The sequence below is a fragment of the Halomicrobium katesii DSM 19301 genome (assembly GCF_000379085.1).
Lineage (GTDB): Archaea > Halobacteriota > Halobacteria > Halobacteriales > Haloarculaceae > Halomicrobium > Halomicrobium katesii.
Genome location: NZ_KB905378.1, coordinates 1,800,623 through 1,815,298 on the forward strand (window position 1 = coordinate 1,800,623; position 14,676 = coordinate 1,815,298).

Annotated in this window: 16 protein-coding genes; 2 read left to right on the forward strand and 14 right to left on the reverse strand. The window is 65.6% G+C overall.

The window, feature by feature from the left end; translation table 11 throughout:
* Positions 1-57: 57 nt before the first annotated feature.
* The 11 genes from HALKA_RS0109595 to HALKA_RS0109645 all read right to left on the reverse strand — a co-directional run bounded on the left by HALKA_RS0109595 (position 58) and on the right by HALKA_RS0109645 (position 10,446).
* On the reverse strand, positions 58-1,122 hold the full coding sequence (locus HALKA_RS0109595; RefSeq protein ID WP_018257780.1) for an Mrp/NBP35 family ATP-binding protein: 1,065 nt from the start codon (positions 1,120-1,122) through the stop codon (positions 58-60).
* The gene (locus HALKA_RS0109600; protein ID WP_018257781.1) at positions 1,119-1,517 is read right to left on the reverse strand and encodes a hypothetical protein; all 399 of its coding nucleotides are present in this window, start codon (positions 1,515-1,517) and stop codon (positions 1,119-1,121) included. Before HALKA_RS0109600 ends, HALKA_RS0109595 begins: the two co-directional genes overlap by 4 nt.
* Positions 1,514-2,194 (reverse strand): TorD/DmsD family molecular chaperone, encoded by a 681-nt coding sequence (locus HALKA_RS0109605; protein ID WP_018257782.1) that lies wholly within the window; start codon positions 2,192-2,194, stop codon positions 1,514-1,516. The genes HALKA_RS0109600 and HALKA_RS0109605 overlap by 4 nt, the downstream gene beginning before the upstream one ends.
* Positions 2,191-3,480, reverse strand: a complete 1,290-nt coding sequence (gene nrfD, locus HALKA_RS0109610; protein ID WP_018257783.1) for an NrfD/PsrC family molybdoenzyme membrane anchor subunit — start codon at positions 3,478-3,480, stop codon at positions 2,191-2,193. The genes HALKA_RS0109605 and nrfD overlap by 4 nt, the downstream gene beginning before the upstream one ends.
* On the reverse strand, positions 3,477-4,352 hold the full coding sequence (locus tag HALKA_RS0109615; protein ID WP_026190253.1) for a 4Fe-4S dicluster domain-containing protein: 876 nt from the start codon (positions 4,350-4,352) through the stop codon (positions 3,477-3,479). Before HALKA_RS0109615 ends, nrfD begins: the two co-directional genes overlap by 4 nt.
* The gene (locus HALKA_RS0109620) at positions 4,349-7,102 is read right to left on the reverse strand and encodes a molybdopterin-containing oxidoreductase family protein (protein ID WP_018257785.1); all 2,754 of its coding nucleotides are present in this window, start codon (positions 7,100-7,102) and stop codon (positions 4,349-4,351) included. Before HALKA_RS0109620 ends, HALKA_RS0109615 begins: the two co-directional genes overlap by 4 nt.
* A 1-nt stretch (position 7,103) precedes the next feature.
* A complete protein-coding gene (locus tag HALKA_RS0109625) occupies positions 7,104-7,337 on the reverse strand; it encodes a 4Fe-4S ferredoxin N-terminal domain-containing protein (RefSeq protein WP_018257786.1) in 234 nt (77 codons plus the stop codon).
* Positions 7,338-7,480: 143 nt separating this feature from the next.
* Positions 7,481-7,810, reverse strand: coding sequence for a carboxymuconolactone decarboxylase family protein (locus tag HALKA_RS0109630; protein WP_018257787.1), 330 nt, complete (start codon positions 7,808-7,810; stop codon positions 7,481-7,483).
* A 78-nt stretch (positions 7,811-7,888) separates the two neighbouring features.
* Positions 7,889-8,551 (reverse strand): helix-turn-helix domain-containing protein, encoded by a 663-nt coding sequence (locus HALKA_RS0109635; RefSeq protein ID WP_018257788.1) that lies wholly within the window; start codon positions 8,549-8,551, stop codon positions 7,889-7,891.
* A gap of 134 nt (positions 8,552-8,685) precedes the next feature.
* A complete protein-coding gene (gene moaA / locus HALKA_RS0109640; RefSeq protein ID WP_018257789.1) occupies positions 8,686-9,732 on the reverse strand; it encodes a GTP 3',8-cyclase MoaA in 1,047 nt (348 codons plus the stop codon).
* Between the two features lie 300 nt (positions 9,733-10,032).
* Positions 10,033-10,446 carry an Lrp/AsnC family transcriptional regulator gene (locus tag HALKA_RS0109645; RefSeq protein ID WP_018257790.1) on the reverse strand — a complete coding sequence of 138 codons (414 nt, stop codon included), beginning with the start codon at positions 10,444-10,446 and terminating at the stop codon, positions 10,033-10,035.
* A gap of 102 nt (positions 10,447-10,548) precedes the next feature.
* Here HALKA_RS0109645 and carA point away from each other — a divergent pair, with 102 nt between their 5' ends.
* The gene (carA, locus tag HALKA_RS0109650) at positions 10,549-11,595 is read left to right on the forward strand and encodes a glutamine-hydrolyzing carbamoyl-phosphate synthase small subunit (protein ID WP_018257791.1); all 1,047 of its coding nucleotides are present in this window, start codon (positions 10,549-10,551) and stop codon (positions 11,593-11,595) included.
* A gap of 257 nt (positions 11,596-11,852) precedes the next feature.
* On the forward strand, positions 11,853-13,571 hold the full coding sequence (locus tag HALKA_RS0109655) for a flippase activity-associated protein Agl23 (RefSeq protein ID WP_018257792.1): 1,719 nt from the start codon (positions 11,853-11,855) through the stop codon (positions 13,569-13,571).
* A gap of 1 nt (position 13,572) precedes the next feature.
* On the opposite strand, the gene HALKA_RS0109660 is transcribed toward HALKA_RS0109655, so the two are convergent.
* The 3 genes from HALKA_RS0109660 to HALKA_RS0109670 form a co-directional block, all read right to left on the reverse strand.
* Positions 13,573-13,977, reverse strand: coding sequence for a DUF5778 family protein (locus HALKA_RS0109660; protein WP_018257793.1), 405 nt, complete (start codon positions 13,975-13,977; stop codon positions 13,573-13,575).
* A gap of 267 nt (positions 13,978-14,244) precedes the next feature.
* On the reverse strand, positions 14,245-14,439 hold the full coding sequence (locus HALKA_RS0109665; protein ID WP_015762510.1) for a cold-shock protein: 195 nt from the start codon (positions 14,437-14,439) through the stop codon (positions 14,245-14,247).
* Between the two features lie 5 nt (positions 14,440-14,444).
* Complete coding sequence (locus HALKA_RS0109670; RefSeq protein WP_015762509.1) at positions 14,445-14,639, reverse strand: cold-shock protein; 195 nt, start codon at positions 14,637-14,639, stop codon at positions 14,445-14,447.
* Between the last annotated feature and the right edge of the window lie 37 nt (positions 14,640-14,676).

Below are 14,676 nucleotides of genomic sequence, written 5' to 3' on the forward strand. Positions count from 1 at the left end.
TAGAATATGGGGAATATGTACTGAATTGTAGATTGAATAGATACTGAATTATATTTCTCACCGTATCGGCGACGTGTCCGGCCTCTCGCTGGCCGTCAACCGGTGTGACTGCCGTCTGACCTCGCCGACCCGGTCCATCACCGCTCCCGCGAGGTCGTCGAACGCGGACCCGGAAGCGACGTCGCGCTGGACGATCGGCTCGCCGTCCTCGCCCGACTCGCGGATCGACGGGTCGAGCGGGATCCGGCCCAGGAACGGCACCTCGTACTCCTCGGCGAGGCGCTCCCCGCCGCCGACGTCGAACACGTCGTGTTCGCTGCCACAGTCCGGACAGACGAACGTGCTCATGTTCTCGATGACGCCGAGCACGTGGGCGTCGTAGTCGTCGTACATCCGCACGCCCTTGCGTGCGTTGTCCAGCGCGACGTTCTGGGGCGTCGTCACGACGACCGACCCGACGACGGGCATCTGCTGGAGCATCGAGAGCTGCGCGTCGCCGGTCCCCGGCGGCAGGTCGACGACCATGTAGTCCAGCTCGCCCCACTCGGTGTCGTGCCACAGCTGGGACAGGACCTTGTCGACCATCGGCCCGCGCCAGATGACCGGGTCGTTCTCCCCGACGAGGAAGCCGATGCTCATCAGTTTCATCCCGTAGCGCTCGATCGGGATGATCGTCTCGTCGTCCTCGGCCATGCCGGGGTGGTCGTGGACGCCGAGCATTCGGGGGATGTTCGGCCCGTACACGTCGGCGTCGAACAGCCCGACTGCGGCTCCGCGCTGGGCCATCGCCGTCGCGAGGTTCACCGCGACGGTGCTCTTGCCGACGCCGCCTTTCCCGGAGGAGACGGCGATCACGTTCGGGGCGTCTTCGACCATCGCCGCCGGGGTCTGATCGTCGATCTCGATCGACAGCGACGGCTCGTAGCCCGCCTCGCGGACGGCTTCTCGGACCTGGTCTGCGATCTCTGTCTCGACCGGCGAGTGGGGGGCACCAAGCGCGAGCGGGATCTCCGCGACGCCGTCCTCGACGGTGATTGCACCGATCAGACCGGCCGAGACGATATCCTCGCCGATGATCGGGTCTTCGATATCTCGTAGTGCTGTGCTGATTACTTCTGTCATTGTGAGAGGACCGCGTCTACGCCGCGTCGTTCGTTCGTCCGAATCGTGCCACCGTCGCCGACCGGCCGGTCGAGCGTGTCGTCGAGCTTGACCGACGCCCGCTGCCACAGGACCGCCTCCCGGTTCTCCGCGAGCCCGCTGAGGCTCTCGATAGCGTCCTCGTGCGCGTCGCTCCCGACGAACGTCGCCCACTCGCTAAGGGTCTCGAACCCGAAGACGAACTTTACCTCCGGCGACATCCCCGTGTCGTTCTGGAACACCTCGAAGAACGCGACCGTCTCGTGGCTGACCCACTCGACGATATCCGCCGAGAGCCACGCGTCGAAGGCTTCGCGGCGGCTCGCCGGCACGTCGAACTCGATCTCGTAGACGTTGTGGCTGTCGAGCATGCTCATCTGTCCTCCGCGAGTCGTTTGTGATGGCTGGTGACGACCGCCAGCGCCAGATCGAGCAGTCCCGCGTAGTACTCGTGGGGCTCCTCGCGCTGGAGACGGGCGTGATAGGCCGGCAGCCACTCGGTCAGGTGCTCGTCCAGCAGCCACCAGAGTGCGTCCCCGGTGTCGGGCTCGTCGGGGTCTCTGTCGCCGTCGTCCATCGCGACCAGTTCCCCGAGGAACTGGAGTTCGAGCCCCAGGTGGTCCGGGGGCTCGTTGCCGTGGGTGTCGTCCACGTCGAACCCGGCCCAGCGGTAGCCCTTCCGGATCTCGGTGGTCGTCTCGCTGTAGAAGCTCCCGTCGACGTACATCGACTCGTAGGGCGGATCGGGCGCGCGCTCGGAGACGCCCCGGAAGAGGTGGGTGTACGCCGTCCGGAGCGTCTCCGCGTCGGCGGTCGCACCGTCCTCGATCCGGTCCAGCGCCGCGTCGAACTCCGGCGGGAGGCGCTCGGCGTTGCAGCGCCACTCGCCCGCCCAGACCCCGACGGCGTCGACCCGTTCGCGCTCGGGTCGCGTCAGGAACTGCTCGCCCAGCACCCGGTAGACCCGCGCGTCGATATCGCGGGCCGTCTCCGCTGGATCGCCCCCGACGCGATCGGTCACGACCGATCCAGCGTCGTCGTTGTGGTCGCTCATTGGCTCGATTCGACTCCGTTCGTTGCGACGACTGGGAGCGTCTTGGCGAACACGAGCAGTCCGAGCGCGACCAGCGCCGTCGTCCCCATCAGGTTCAGCCACTCGTAGATCGACGGCGTGTACGCGCCGACCGGGTACAGCAGATCGGGGTACATCAGGCCGCCGACAGTCAGCCACGTCTCCTGGTGGAGGACGCCGACGAGCATCACGCCGGCGAAGGCGACCGTTCCGAGGAGGCTGAACCGACCGAGCGCCTGCTGGACCACGAGGTAGACCGTCGGGAGGACGACCGCCGCGACGGCGAGCCACAGCAGCGGCGCGAGCGGACCCTGGAAGACCAGCGTCGAGACGTTCGGGTCGGCCATGTCGGCCGCGAACGTCCCCGTCTGGATCTCGTAGAAGACGCCCAGCATGTACGTGAACGCGAACGCGCCGGTGAACACGCCGAAGGTCCGGAGCGTCTCGTCGGTGAACACGTCGTCGAGGTCGTAGGCGAACCGCAGGATTCCGGCGACGAACAGCAGCGTCGCGGCACCGACGGTCATACTCCCCGCGAGGAACGTCGGCCCCTGAATCGCGCCGAACCAGTTGATGTTCACGCCGAAGGGCCCCCAGACGAACGGGACGAGACCGCCGCCGACCACCGGGATGAAGGTCAGCACGCCGGCGGCGAGCCACCAGCGCAGGCCCCGTCCCTCACTGTCGGCCGGTGCCTCGTAGCCGATCAGCAGCGCCTCGTAGACCGGCGAGAGGACCGACGGGAGCACGCCGTCGTGGTACAGCTCGTGGAGGTCTCGGCGGATCGACACGAGCAGGTACGCGATCGAGAGCAGGCCCAGTCCGGCCAGCAGGATGACGTCCCAGGCGATCGGCGACTCCAGTGGCAGGTAGAGCAGCGTGTTCAACACCCGGAACGGCTGGCCCAGGTCGAAGACGATGTGCAGGAAGCTCGCCATGAAGGCAAGCGGTGTCACGAGTTCCCCGATCCGGGCGTAGGGCTCGTACTCGTCCATCCCGAAGACCCGGACGATCGCCGACAGCGCGATCGCGCCGACACCCATCAGCGCCCACCAGGTGAACGCGCCGATGTCCAGCCCCCAGGGGACGCCCGCGTCGGTCCCCCAGTTGTCCAGGCCGGTGACGGCGTGGCCCTCGGTGAGGACGGTCACGAAGCTGTACACCATGCCGAGGACCAGCACGACAGCGAAGCCGACCATGGCGTAGTAGAGCCTGCCGGTGTCCTCGAGCGGTTCGGTCAGTCGCGTGCGTGCGGATGGAGTACTCATTGGTTCACCTCCACGTCGGTCGAGCGACTCTCAGGCGGGTTCTGCTCGATCTCGATCGCTTCCTCCGGATCTTTGAACGTGTCTGCGCCCTCGATGGCGCGTGCATCGTCGCTCGGTTCGTCGCCGATGTAGACGATGTTCGGTTCGGTCCCGCGATCCTCCAGCAGCTTGAACGTCGACGAGGCGGACTTCTTTTCGAGGTGCTGGCGGGGTTCGCTCTCGGGGTCCTCCATGTCGCCGAACTTGATGGCGTCGACGGGACAGGTCTGCTGACAGGCCGTCGTCCCCTGCTCGCCGCGCTCCTCACTGTCCTGCCGGTGGACGCACATCGTACACTTGCTCATCACGCCCTCGGGCTGTGGCCCGGACATCTGCGTGCCGCGGGGCTCGACCGGCTCGTCGTGGATCGGGTCGTGCCACGGGGGCTTGCCCTCGCCGGGGTCCTCCTCGCCCAGCGCCTCGGCGAAGCTGCCCGAGCCGTGCATGTCGTCGCCGTCGTGTTCCCCGGAGCCGTAGCCGTACTGCGCTTCGTCGGGGTGCTGGAACTGCGCGTAGTTGACGCCGTAGGGACAGCCGATCTCGCAGTACCGACAGCCGATACACCGGTCGTAGTCCGTGAGGACGATGCCGTCCTCCTCGCGTTTGAACCGCGCGCTGGTCGGACAGGCCGATGCACACGACGGCTCCGAGCAGTGCTGGCACGGTCGGGGCATGTTCGTCTGTTCGGTGTTCGGGTACTCGCCTTCCTCGTAGCGGAAGACGTGCATCCAGAACGCCCCGCGGGGCGTGGAGTTCTCGACCTTGCAGGACTCCATGCAGGCCCGACAGCCGTAACACCGCTCTAAGTCGATCGCCATACCGAGTTGGGTCATTCGCTGTCACCTCCTTTGGGTTCGACCTTCGCACGGACCTGGAACGCCTGGCCGTTGTCGAGGCCGAGATATCCGGGTCCGCTGGGAAGGATCGTGTTACAGTGCGGCCCCTCGTCGAGGGCCTCCGTCACGCTGTCTTTCCACGTTCCGTGATGGGCCGGGAGACCGAGGGACCCGCGTTTGACGCCGTCCTGAACCATCACGACGCCCTCGGCGGTGTAGGTCTCGCCGGTCTGGGCGTTGTGGGTCTCGATCGTCACCTCGTCGCCGGTCTCGACGCCGATGCGGTCGGCGTCCTCGGGGTTCAGCCGGATCGAAGAGCGCGGCGCGATCTCGTTGAGCAGCTTGTTCGTGCTCGTACGGGACTGCTTGTGCTCGATCTGGTGCCAGCTGAACAGCGTCAGGTCGTACTCGTCGGGCGACTCGTACATCGTCGGCTGTCGCCACGTCGGGAACGCGGTGTAGTCCTGGAGATAGGGGAACTCCGCCTCCGGGTCGTCGAACTCCGAGTCGGCGAACAGCTCGTCGACGCGCTCGCCGAGCCGGAACAGCGTCTCGCTGTAGAACTCGTGTTTGGCGTCGTAGGGGTTGAACTCGCCGTAGCCGTTGTCCATCCCCCACGTGTAGGCGTAGCGGTTGCCGCCGCCGACCTCCCACTCGTTGGTGATGACGTTGCCGTCGCGGAACCAGTCGAGGTCGTGGCCCTTCGTCCGCGCCCAGCGGTCGAGGCCATCGCGGAGGAACTCGCTCGGGTCCTCGGGGGCCTCGTCGACACCCGAATACGCGTACTCGGTGCCGTCGAGCCCGAGTTCGGCGTTGATGTCGGCGACGTACTCCTCGAAGGCGTCGACGGCCTTGGCCATCTCGATGAAGATCTCCGCGTCGGGCTTGCTGTCCCACAGCGGCTCCATCGAGGGGAACCGGATGTGCTCGATGTCGGCGTAGCCGTTCCAGCCGCCGGTCGGCCCCTGGAGCTTGTCGGCGGTCGCCGCCGGAAGCACGTAGTCGGCGGCGACGTCCGCCGTCGCGCTCATCCACGGGTCGACGACGACGGTCGTGTCGACACTGCTCATGCTCTCGATGACCGTGTCGGTCTGGGGGGCCGAGTGGACGGGGTTGGCCATCTGGACGATCCACGCCATCTCCTCTGGCTCGTGGGGGAGGTTGTACTTGTCGGGGTTCGTCTGGCTGACGTGGCTCTGGGAGTAGGCCGTCGAGTCGATGGGGTGGAACATGCTCCCGCCCAGCGACGGTCCGTCCGGGTTCGGCGTGATCTTCTCGGGGTGGAACGCCTGATCGCGGAACGGCTGGCGGTAGTCCTGGGGCTCGGCGTACTTGCCCTTCCGGACACGCGTCGAGCCGACCACGTCGACCGCCCCGACCAGCATCGACGCGTGGTACTGGGCCATCGTCGTCTGGACGCCCATCTCCTGCTGGGCGACGTGGTAGCCGTGGGTGCCGACGGGCCGGTACGGGATCTCGATACCGTTCCGCTCGACGGTCGCGCCGATCTCGGCGTTCTCGCCCCAGTCGAGAGCGGTCTGTTCGATCTCGTCGGCTTCGAGGTCGGTGATCTCTGCGGCCCACTCTGGGTCGTACTGGGAGATCTGATCGAGGTACAGGTCGAAGGCCGGACGCGCTTCGACGCCGTCGACCTCGTAGGTGCCTTCCAAGGCGACGTTCTCCGGCGACGACGCCTCTTCGTGGGCGACCGCCTCACCGGCGGCTTCGTCCCAGACGAGTTCGCCGTCGGCCCACGTGTACTCCTCGCCGGGGTCCTCTGCGTCGTCGGTCCGGAGGATGTGGCCTTCCTCCTCGCCTTCGGTAGCGACGAGACACGGCGCGTTCGTCGCGGTCGTGAGGTACTCCTCGTCGATGTAGCCGTTCTCGACGAGGACGCTGTTGAACGCCAGCCAGAAGGCCATGTCCGTCCCCGGCTCGATCGGGAGCCACGTGTCGGTGTAGGGGCCGGAGTTACGCCGTTGGGGGTCGATGGAGACGCTCTCCATCCCCTGGTCGTCGCGGGCGTCGGCGACCTGTTTGGGCCACGTGATCTGACACATATGGGACCCGCCGCCCTGGGCGACGTTGTGGCCCCAACCGATGTAGTACTCGCAGTTCCGAAAGTCGGTCTCGGAGACCCCGTGCGTGGCGAACATCAGCTCCTGTGCGCGGTAGCCCGAGTCCGAGCAGGCCGCGCCGTGGCCGTACTTCTCCATGCTGCCGTACTTGTCGCTCGTGCCGGTCACCCACGCATCCTCCTGCCACTGGGGCGATTTCTTCCGACCGACCTGGAAGACGACACGGCGGGGGTCGTCTTCGAGTTTCGCCTTCAGGTCCTCGCCGATCTCGTCCATCGCCTGCTCCCAGCTGATCTCTTCGAACTCGCCGAACTGGCCCTTGTCGTTCGTCCGCTTGAGCGGGGCCTTGATCCGGTAGGGGCTGTAGACCTGTTCGATCTGGGCCTGTCCCTTCGGACAGAGCGACCCATCGGTGCGCGGATCTTCCGGCTGACCCTCGTACTTGACGACGCGGTTCCCGACCTTCTTGGCGACTGCCCCACAGTCCTGTTTGCCGATCCAGCAGGCCGTCGGCACCTCCTCGTATTCGAGGGAGGTCGACTGTGCCTCCCCGAGCGACGTGAGGTGGGAGGCCGTCCCGCCGAGTCCGAGCGCCACCGCCGCCGCCCCGCCAGCTTTCATCGCATCGCGACGCGTCAGTTCGAGGTTGTCGTCGTCGTTGCGTAACATCTTATTTCTCCGGTTTCGTCGGTCGGTCGTCGAGCCCGAACTCCGCCTGCACTTGCTCGTGATACTTCTCGTGGAACTCCTCCTGGCTCATCTCGCCGCGGGCGAGCCGAACCGCGTCCTTGCCCATCTCCTTGCCGAGTTCCGTGTCGTACTCGACATCGGCGAGTCGTTCTTCGGCCCAGTCGTCGAACTCCTCGTCGTCGATGTCCGGTGGCTGTTGGTGATCCCGATCCATGGATTATCGTACCGGCCCTGCCACCATCCGCCCCACTCTGAATAATTCAGGCTTTTATATACCGGTCCGAGAAAATCACGGAACTCGGGAGAAAAGTCGGCTGTTCGGCGTACTCGGCGAGAAAACGGCCAGCGGGCGGTCTGTTACTCCGCGAGGTCGTCGATCCAGGTCATCGCGGCCATCGCCTTCGGGAACCCCAGCGTCGGGATCGAGAGCAGCGCGACGTGATGGAGCGCCTCGGGGTCGATATCCTCTTCGAGCCCTCTGCGGACGTGCGAGTGGACAGCCCCCTCAGACTGGGAGCCGACGGCCAGCGCGAGCTTGACGAGCCGTTTCGTCTCGTCGTCGATCGGACCGGCCTCGGAGCAGGCCTTTCCGAGACCGGCGTACTGCTCCCACACGTCGGGATAGTCTTCGGCGAGCTCTCCTGCGGTCGACGGCAGTTCCTCCGGGGAATCTACTTGATCCGTCATACCGGAACATCGCCCAGTGACGAATTAATCGTTGGGGTGATTCCTGACGCGTAAAAATTTCGGCGTCGTCCGGCAGTATCAGTCCACACTCGCCTCAGCGAACGCGGCCGTGGCGAGTTTCGACTCGACGTTGTTGAGCCGCTGGGTGAGGGCAGATTTCGAGATGTCGAGGTCGGCGGCGAGTTCGCCGAGCGACGTCTCCCGCGGCGATTCGTAGTAGCCCGCTCCGATCGCTTTCGTGACCGCTTCGCGCTGTTTCTCCGTGACCTCGAAGAGGTCGAGGGTGACAGTGTTCCTGTTTCGCTCGACGGTCCCGTTCTCGATGCGCTTCAGTTGCCGGAGCCGGAGTCCGTCCGCGACGGCCTTCAGCGCGTCGACGAGTTCCGACAGGCGGTCGCGATCCGGTAGGAACGTCTCCAGAACGATCCGTTCGTCGGTGACGGCGCTCAGTTCCGGGACACAGCCGAACTCACCGAAGACGGCACAGGGACACGATTCGTCGACGGTACTCGTCGTGTGCACGACTTCGGTGCAGTCGCTGTCGGGCTCGCAGTCACAGTCGCTCGTCTGCACTGTCGTGTCGGTGTGGCAGTCGTCGCCCGCGAACTGTTGCCTGATCTCGTCGACCCTACCGTCGAAGTCACCGAGGGGACAGTCGCTCTCCGGAGACGGATCGACCTCGAAGACGACGTACAGGTCCCGCGTCGTGCTCTCGCGGTCGGTGGCTGTGTCCCCGGTCATGGCTCTCGTTTTTGGATACGCCGGCCACTATAAAAAGCGTGCCGGCGTTTCCAGCGGATTGAGGATTCCCCGTCGTGCACACTGCTGGTGAGACGGACTGCCGTCGATCCGGTAAAGAACTACAACCGTCCGTCTCAGTCGTCGTCAGGTGTCGGGACCGGCTGATCGAGGTAGCGGTCGTTTCGAACCCACTCGCCGTCTTCCTCGACGAGATACTCCCCGTAGTAGGGGACGCGACTGGCGACCGTCTCTCGGAAGGCCGTCCGGATCTCCTCGCGAGACAGCTCGCCCATCGCGCGGTGGTCGTCGTGGCGGTTGAGACACCCCTTGAACTGTCCGTCGTGTGTCACGCGAACGCGGTGGCAGTTGGCACAGAACTCCGCGTTCTCGACCGGATCGACGATCTCGACCATCCCGTCCCCGGCCGCCGGACCGTCGGGGTCACCCGCCGCTATCGTCGGTGTCTCGGCGTCGGCATCCTCGCCGACGTAGTAGCGCCGTCGGCCGTGCATCTCGCGGCGTTCGACGCGGTCGGCCCGGTCGGCCAGCCAGTCGTGGACCCGATCGATGTCGATCGCCCACTCGGGGTGACCGGCGATCTCCGGCATGTACTCGATGAGCTGGAGCTGAAGCCCGTCGTTGGCCGCGACGTGATCGACCATCTGCGGGACGTACCCGGCGGTCGGTTCCATCACGACCATGTTGAGCTTGACCGGCGCAAGTCCGGCCCCGAGGGCCGCTTCGACGCCCTCGATGACCTTGTCGTACGCACCGCTCTGCGTTAGCTCGGCGAACGCATCCGGATCGACCGCGTCCTGAGAGACGTTGACGCGTTCGAGGCCGGCGTCCGCGAGAGCGGCGGCCCGATCCGGCAGGAACGTTCCGTTGGTCGTCATCGAAACGTCCATGTCGTCGGGAGCGCGGCGGACGATCTCGACGAGATCCTGACGGAGCATCGGCTCGCCGCCGGTGAACTTCACGGTCTCGACGCCGAACTCGCGGACGACCTCGAGGAGCCGGATCACCTCGTCGGCCGTCATCTCCTCGTCCTGTGGGTCCATCGGCCCCCGCGTGTCGCCCAGACCTTCGTTGTGGCAGTAGACGCAATCGAAGTTGCACCGGTCGGTCAGCGATACGCGGATACCGGTGACCGCCCGTCCGTGATCGTCTTCGAGGGGCACACCCGGGAGTTCTATTCGGGAGTGATTAACGCTATTGTGCGTTCCTGCTCACCGGGAACGGCCGGCCACTGGAATCGACGATTCTCGTCCGGATCGCTGGTACCGGCTCGTACCCGCCCCTCGGGTTACCTAACTGAGAATCGGCGGTTCGCTTCCTCAGCCGAGTCGCTCGTCGAGAATCAGTCTCTCCTCGGCGGATTCTCCAATCAGCGACTCGCTTCGCCACCGCTCAGCCGAGTCGCTCGTCGAGAATCAGCCTCATCAGGAAATCTCAGAATGAACGGCTTGGTTCCCTGTGGATCACCCAAGCCGTTCGTCCAAGATTAGCCTCGTCTTCGTGCTCACGACTTCCTCCAGCTCGCGGGCCTGTGTGATCAGTTCGTTGACGCCGCCGGTGTCGGCACAGTCGACCACGAGTACGATGTCCTCCTCACCCGACACCTGCCAGACGAAGTCGACCTCGGGCCACTCGGCCATGAGGTCGGTGACCGCGTGCGTGTCGACGTTGACGTCGACGCTGACCTCGATCATCGCTTTGACGTTGCCCGTCTGCGTAGCGATGGTGAAGCGCTCGATGATCCCCTCGTCGATCAGCCGCTCGACGCGGTTCCGGACGGTGCCCTCGGAGGTTCCCACCTCGTCGGCGATCTCCGTGTACGGCGTCCGGGAGTCCCGCCGGAGGATACCCATGATCTCGCGGTCGAGGTCGTCCATTGAGATGTGACGCTTGTCGCGGTCCCTACTTGAGGATTACGAAAATCGTAACTCGACTTCGAAAGCAACCCTTATCAGCCCGAACTATGTACGTATCTCGTAATGGCTGACGCATACGTCGCGATCGAAGGTGAGCGTGTCGTCGAGGCACGTTCGCGCGCACCGGGCACCGCACGTGGCGAACTGGTATTCACCACCGCGTACACGGGCTACGAGGAGAGTCTGACCGACCCGTCCTACGAAGAGCAGGTCCTCACGTTCTCCTATCCCCTGATCGGCAACTACGGCGTCCGCGAAGAGCGGTTCGAGTCCGATCGAGTCCACCCCCGTGCTGCCGTCGCTCGTGAGATGACCGACGACGTGGCCGAGTGGCTCGAAAGCGAGGGCGTCCCGGCCGTCGACCACCTCGACACCCGCGACATCGTCACAGAAATCCGCGACGAGGGCGCGATGAAGTGTGGCATCTCGGCCGGTCCCGACGCCAGCGAGGCGGCGGCCCTCGAACAGCTCGCCCAGTGTGAGCACATGTCCGACCACACCGACATCGGCGCACAGGTCAGCGTCGACGAGCCTGAGACCCACAACGAGGCGGGCGACGGATCGACGGTCGCGCTCGTCGACTGTGGCGCGAAGGGATCGATCGTCTCGTCGCTGGTCGAACGCGACGCCACCGTCCACGTCCTGCCCTACGACACGACCCCCGAGACGGTCGACGAACTCGACCCGGACGTCCTGTTTATCTCGAACGGCCCCGGCGACCCGGTGAACTTCGAGCAGGCCAACGAACTCGTCGCCGAGAAGGTCGGCGACGTCCCCCTCGCTGGCATCTGTCTGGGCCAGCAGGTCGTCGCCAACGCCCTGGGTGGCGACACCGAGAAGATGGAGTTCGGCCACCGCGGCGTCAACCAGCCCGTGCGCGACCTGCGCAGCGGGCAGGTCGTCATGACCACCCAGAACCACGGCTACACGGTCGCCGACCCCGGCGAGAAACTCGACGTGACACAGGTCAACGTCAACGACGACACCCCCGAGGGACTGGAGAACGACGACCTCGACATCATCACCCGCCAGTACCACCCGGAGGCCAACCCCGGCCCGAATGACTCGCTGGACTTCTTCGACGACGTGCTGGCGCTCGCCGAGGAGTAGCGAGGCGCGTCGCGACCCGCAGGAGCGGCGGGCCTCGGAATTGCGAGCGGGAGTGATACGGAAAGTTGTCGGTCTTTACCAGATCGACCGCACGCCGTCGTGCGGTCGACTGGGTAAACGCCTACAACCGTCCGTATGAGCGAAGCGAACGACACGCGAGTAGCGCGGGGCGAGACGAGCGAAACGCGCCGGTCGTCCTTCAGATCGGTTTTGATCGATGACTAGCTCTTTAACGGTGGACTCTCTCTCCCCCGGTAATGGTTGCTGGCGACATCGACTGGCGGGCGCGTGCGAGCGCCGACCCCGCGCTGACGGGAGTGGTCGCGGTGACGGTGCTCGCGCTGGTGGCGCGACTCGTCGACCTGGGGGGACGCATCGCACACTTCGACGAGGGGAGAGTGGCCTACTGGGCGCTGGAGTACGCCGAGACGGGATCGATCTCCTATCGCTACATCGTCCACGGACCGCTGGTCCAGTACGCCGACGCCGTCCTGTTCCAGGTGCTCGGGACGGGCGACGCAGTGATGCGGTTGCCCGTCGCGGTCTTCGGCGGCCTGTTGCCGCTGTCGGCACTGCTCTTTCGCGAACACCTCCGTGACAGCGAAGTGGTCGCGCTGGCGGTCGTGCTGGCGGCAAACCCGGTCTTGCTGTACTACTCGCGGTTCTTCCGGAGCACGCTGCTGGTCGCGGGCTTCGTCTTCGTCGCCTTCGGTCTCGCGGTGCGGGCCTACGACACGAGACGGGTCCGCTACGTCTACGGCGTCGCCGCGCTGTTCGGACTCGCGCTCGCTGCCAAGGAGAACGCCGTCGTCTACGCCGTCGTCTGGGTCGGGGCGACCGCGCTCGTCGTCGACCAGCTCTTCTTCGCCGAGCGGGGCGAGGAACGCGGTCTCGACGTTGCGAGCCGCTACTGGGGCCGGCTCGTCGCCCGTGGTCGATCGCTCGGGCCGGCCGGCGTCGGTCGCTCCGCCGGCCACCTCGTCGGGGCCGTCGCCGTCTTCGGACTGGTCGTCTTCTTTTTCTTCGCGCCGCGCAACCCCGCGGACGGCGTCGGACTCTGGTACGCGATCGGACACCCGAGTTCGCTCCCGGCCGTAGTCGACGCCACGGTCGCGGATCTCACCGAGGGCTTCGAGTACTGGTTCGGCGGCACCGCCGATCCGGGCTGTCACAAGGACAACCTCGTCGACGGCTACGCCTGCTTTCTCGGACGGTTCCTCGAAACGCTGCTCGTGGCTGCCCTGCCGCTGTCGGTGCTGGCCGTCGGCGGGTTCCTGATCGAGCGGTACGGCGCGGTCCGTCCGCGTCCCGTCGTGCTCTTTGCCGGCTACTGGGGGTTCGTCTCGGTGGTCGGCTACCCGCTGGGGACCGACATCTACGGGGCCTGGATCACGGTCAACGCGCTGGTGCCGCTGGCGCTCCCGGCGGCCGTCGGGCTGGCGTACCTCTATCGGCTGGGCCGGACCGCCTTCGACGAGGACGACACGGTGTCGGCCTCGCTGGTCGGCGTCTTGCTCCTCGTCCTCACCGCCCAGGTCGCCGTGACGGCCGGGGGACTCGTCTACGAATCGCCGGCCGCGGCGGACAACAACCTCGTCCAGTACGCTCAGCCGACCGACGACTTCCGGCCGGTGCTGGCCGTCGCCGCCGAGACCGACACCGAGGGGACGGACGTGCTGCTCTACGGCTCGGAGCTCGCGGCCCCGCGCGGCGTCAGTCCACAGGAGCCACGCTGTGGCGATCTCGGAGAGCTGTTGCCCGTACAGTGGTACCTCGCGAAACACGACCTGAACGCGTCGTGTGCGGCCGATCCGGCGACGGTCGAAGCCGATCGCCCGCCGGTCGTCGTCGCACGGGGCGACAACGCGACGGCACTCGAATCCCGGCTGTCGGGGTACACGGCCGAGAGCTACGAGTTCCGTGCGTCCGGCGGGGCGACGACGTTCTTCGTCCGAGAAGACCTGAGCGAGTCGTAGCCTACCTTTCGACGCCCGTGACCTCGTATCCCCCGTCCCGCAGGTCGTCGAGGATCGCGGCCTGATCGGCGCTGGCCTCGTAGTAAAACACGATGTCGAAGCTCCCGTCGCGCAACAGCTGTTGGCACTCCCAGACGAACTCCTCGCCGTCGATGGTGAGCCCCTGGTGCTGGTTCGAGGAGAAGTCGGCGTCGTCGTTGCCCGAGTAGACGTAGGTGTCTTTCGGGTCGTGGCCGGCGTGCTCGACGATGACGTTGCCCGCTTCGAGGGTCGTCTCCATCATCTCGATGTCGTCTTGCCCGTCGAGGTCGGTGTGGACGATCGTCCCGTTCAGTTCGATCTCGCCGGGTTCGAGCAGTGCCTTCGTGCGTCGATAGAGGTCTTCGTCGAGTGTCTCCGCGCCCATACGACTCACTCGTCAGTCGGCACTAATACGACTCACGATTCGCGGCTGCGACCCCGCCGTATCGTTCGTCTCCGGCGGTTTCGAGAGTCACTGCTCCCGAACGTCTTCGGTCGTCGGACGTACGTGGCGGCGGCTCGTGTCGCCGCCGTCGCGATCGAAAGCGGAGAACTCGACTGCAGCGTGATACTACCGGCTGTACGTCTGTACGGCATTTCGCGACCCCGTGGTCGCGAATATCTTGACACAGTTACAGCCGGCAGTATGAGCTTACAGTCGCGTCAGGTTCTCGGCTCGCGGACCCTTGTCCGCTTGCACGATGTCGAACTCGACTTCCTGACCCTCTTCGAGGTCGGGACCGCCGATGTCCTCCATGTGGAAGAACACGTCGTCGTCAGCGTCCTCCGTGTCGATGAATCCGTAACCGCCCGTGTCGTTGAAGAAGTCTACAGTACCTTGCGCCATTGTGATCACAGCCGGGTGAGGTTTTCCGCACGCGGACCCTTGTCCGCTTGCACGATGTCGAACTCGACTTCCTGGCCCTCTTCGAGGTCAGGACCGCCGATGTCTTCCATGTGGAAGAAGACGTCCTCGTCGGCGTCTTCTGTGTCGATAAACCCGTAACCGCCAGTGTCGTTGAAGAAGTCAACCGTACCGGTCGCCATTGCAGCTACAAGAACGTGATTGTGGTATTAAAACCCA

What these genes read in the sequence shown, in the direction of transcription:
- HALKA_RS0109620 (WP_018257785.1), bottom strand. Translation starts at nt 7,102, where the DNA reads ATGTTACGCAACGACGACGACAACCTCGAACTGACGCGTCGCGATGCG.
- carA (WP_018257791.1), top strand. Translation starts at nt 10,549, where the DNA reads ATGGCTGACGCATACGTCGCGATCGAAGGTGAGCGTGTCGTCGAGGCA.
- HALKA_RS0109630 (WP_018257787.1), bottom strand. Translation starts at nt 7,810, where the DNA reads ATGACGGATCAAGTAGATTCCCCGGAGGAACTGCCGTCGACCGCAGGA.
- HALKA_RS0109635 (WP_018257788.1), bottom strand. Translation starts at nt 8,551, where the DNA reads ATGACCGGGGACACAGCCACCGACCGCGAGAGCACGACGCGGGACCTG.
- HALKA_RS0109655 (WP_018257792.1), top strand. Translation starts at nt 11,853, where the DNA reads ATGGTTGCTGGCGACATCGACTGGCGGGCGCGTGCGAGCGCCGACCCC.
- HALKA_RS0109660 (WP_018257793.1), bottom strand. Translation starts at nt 13,977, where the DNA reads ATGGGCGCGGAGACACTCGACGAAGACCTCTATCGACGCACGAAGGCA.
- HALKA_RS0109665 (WP_015762510.1), bottom strand. Translation starts at nt 14,439, where the DNA reads ATGGCGCAAGGTACTGTAGACTTCTTCAACGACACGGGCGGTTACGGA.
- HALKA_RS0109625 (WP_018257786.1), bottom strand. Translation starts at nt 7,337, where the DNA reads ATGGATCGGGATCACCAACAGCCACCGGACATCGACGACGAGGAGTTC.
- HALKA_RS0109615 (WP_026190253.1), bottom strand. Translation starts at nt 4,352, where the DNA reads ATGACCCAACTCGGTATGGCGATCGACTTAGAGCGGTGTTACGGCTGT.
- HALKA_RS0109600 (WP_018257781.1), bottom strand. Translation starts at nt 1,517, where the DNA reads ATGAGCATGCTCGACAGCCACAACGTCTACGAGATCGAGTTCGACGTG.
- HALKA_RS0109595 (WP_018257780.1), bottom strand. Translation starts at nt 1,122, where the DNA reads ATGACAGAAGTAATCAGCACAGCACTACGAGATATCGAAGACCCGATC.
- HALKA_RS0109670 (WP_015762509.1), bottom strand. Translation starts at nt 14,639, where the DNA reads ATGGCGACCGGTACGGTTGACTTCTTCAACGACACTGGCGGTTACGGG.
- nrfD (WP_018257783.1), bottom strand. Translation starts at nt 3,480, where the DNA reads ATGAGTACTCCATCCGCACGCACGCGACTGACCGAACCGCTCGAGGAC.
- HALKA_RS0109645 (WP_018257790.1), bottom strand. Translation starts at nt 10,446, where the DNA reads ATGGACGACCTCGACCGCGAGATCATGGGTATCCTCCGGCGGGACTCC.
- HALKA_RS0109605 (WP_018257782.1), bottom strand. Translation starts at nt 2,194, where the DNA reads ATGAGCGACCACAACGACGACGCTGGATCGGTCGTGACCGATCGCGTC.